We start from the raw sequence: 1,287 nt of genomic DNA, 5'->3' as shown, positions 1-1,287 counted from the left end.
AGGGGGCCTGCGCGCCTATTGCGAGCAGTTCACCCAAAGCTACACCGAATGGTGGGACGACCTGGGCAAGCCGCAGCTGACGCCCGCGACCATCGACAGGCTGGTCGAGGGCCTGGCCGAGGAAATCGACGGCCGCGACTACGCCACCTTGCGCCGGCAGCGCGACGACCAGCTGGTCGCGGTCCTCAAGGCGCTTGGCGAGACCCGCAAGACGCCTGCCGCCCCCGAACACGCCTAGAGACCGACAGGAGATCCCATGAAACGCAAAATCGTCCTGACCTGTGCCGTGACCGGCGACGGGCCGATCCACCCCCGCTTTCCGAACTATCCGGTCACGCCCGCCCAAATCGCGGATGCCTGCATCGAGGCCGCCGATGCGGGCGCCTCGGTGGTGCATATCCACGGCCGCGACCCGGAAACCGGCCTCGGCAACCGCTCGCCCGAGATCTTTCGCGAGATCGTCCAGCGCGTCCGCGAAAGGAACGACCGCGTGGTCATCAACCTGACCACCGGCATGGGCGCCACCTTCGTGCCGGATCCCGCAGACGAGGCCCTGGCCCATCCGACCACCGATGTCGCGAGTGCCGTCGAGCGCGTCGGCCATGTGCTGGAGAACCGGCCCGAGCTTTGCACGCTGGACGTGACCACGATGAACCTGGAAGGCGGCATCGCCGGGGCGCCGGACTGCATCTTCATGAACACGCCCGGCACGCTGAACCGCATGGCGCAGCTGATCCGCGAAGGCGGCGTCAAGCCCGAGATCGAGGTCTTCAACCCCGGCGACATCCTGCTGGCGCGGCGGATGATCGAGCAGGGGCTGATCGACCCGGCGCCGCTGTTCCAGATCTGCCTCGGCGTCAAATGGTCCGCGCCCGCCGATGCCAAGACGCTGATCTACATGAAGGAACTGCTGCCCGAGGGCGCGTCGTGGAGCGCCTTCGGCATCTCGCGCTGGCAAATGGACATCGTGGCGCTGTCCACGATCCTGGGCGGCCATTGCCGGGTGGGGCTCGAGGACAACATCTACCTGGAACGCGGCGTCTTCGCCACCAACGGCCAGCTGGTCGAGCGCGCCGCCCGGATCATCGCCGACCTGGGCTGCGAGGTCGCCACCCCGGACGAGGCGCGCGCCATCCTGGGCCTCGATGCGCTTGCCGAAAAACGCCTGGCGGGCTGAGGAGATGCGCTTTCCCGTTCCGCTCAATGCGGTGGTCGCGCATCGCTGGCATTGCGATCATTTCGGCCATCTGAACGCCCGCCATTACGCGGCCGCCTTCGACGACGCGA

General features: G+C 67.7%; 1 protein-coding gene and 1 pseudogene. Both read left to right on the top strand.

From position 1 onward, the window contains the following. Positions 1 to 238 (top strand): annotated as a pseudogene (locus FE811_RS27795) (hypothetical protein); the annotation flags it as partial. Between the two features lie 18 nt (positions 239 to 256). Beyond that, a complete protein-coding gene (locus FE811_RS26880) occupies positions 257 to 1,177 on the top strand; it encodes a 3-keto-5-aminohexanoate cleavage protein (protein WP_116221332.1) in 921 nt (306 codons plus the stop codon). The last annotated feature ends 110 nt before the right edge of the window (positions 1,178 to 1,287 follow it).

It is taken from the genome of Paracoccus sp. FO-3, from assembly GCF_006386455.1.
Classification (GTDB): Bacteria; Pseudomonadota; Alphaproteobacteria; order Rhodobacterales; family Rhodobacteraceae; genus Paracoccus; species Paracoccus versutus.
This window is presented reverse-complemented; position numbering and strand designations above follow the sequence as displayed.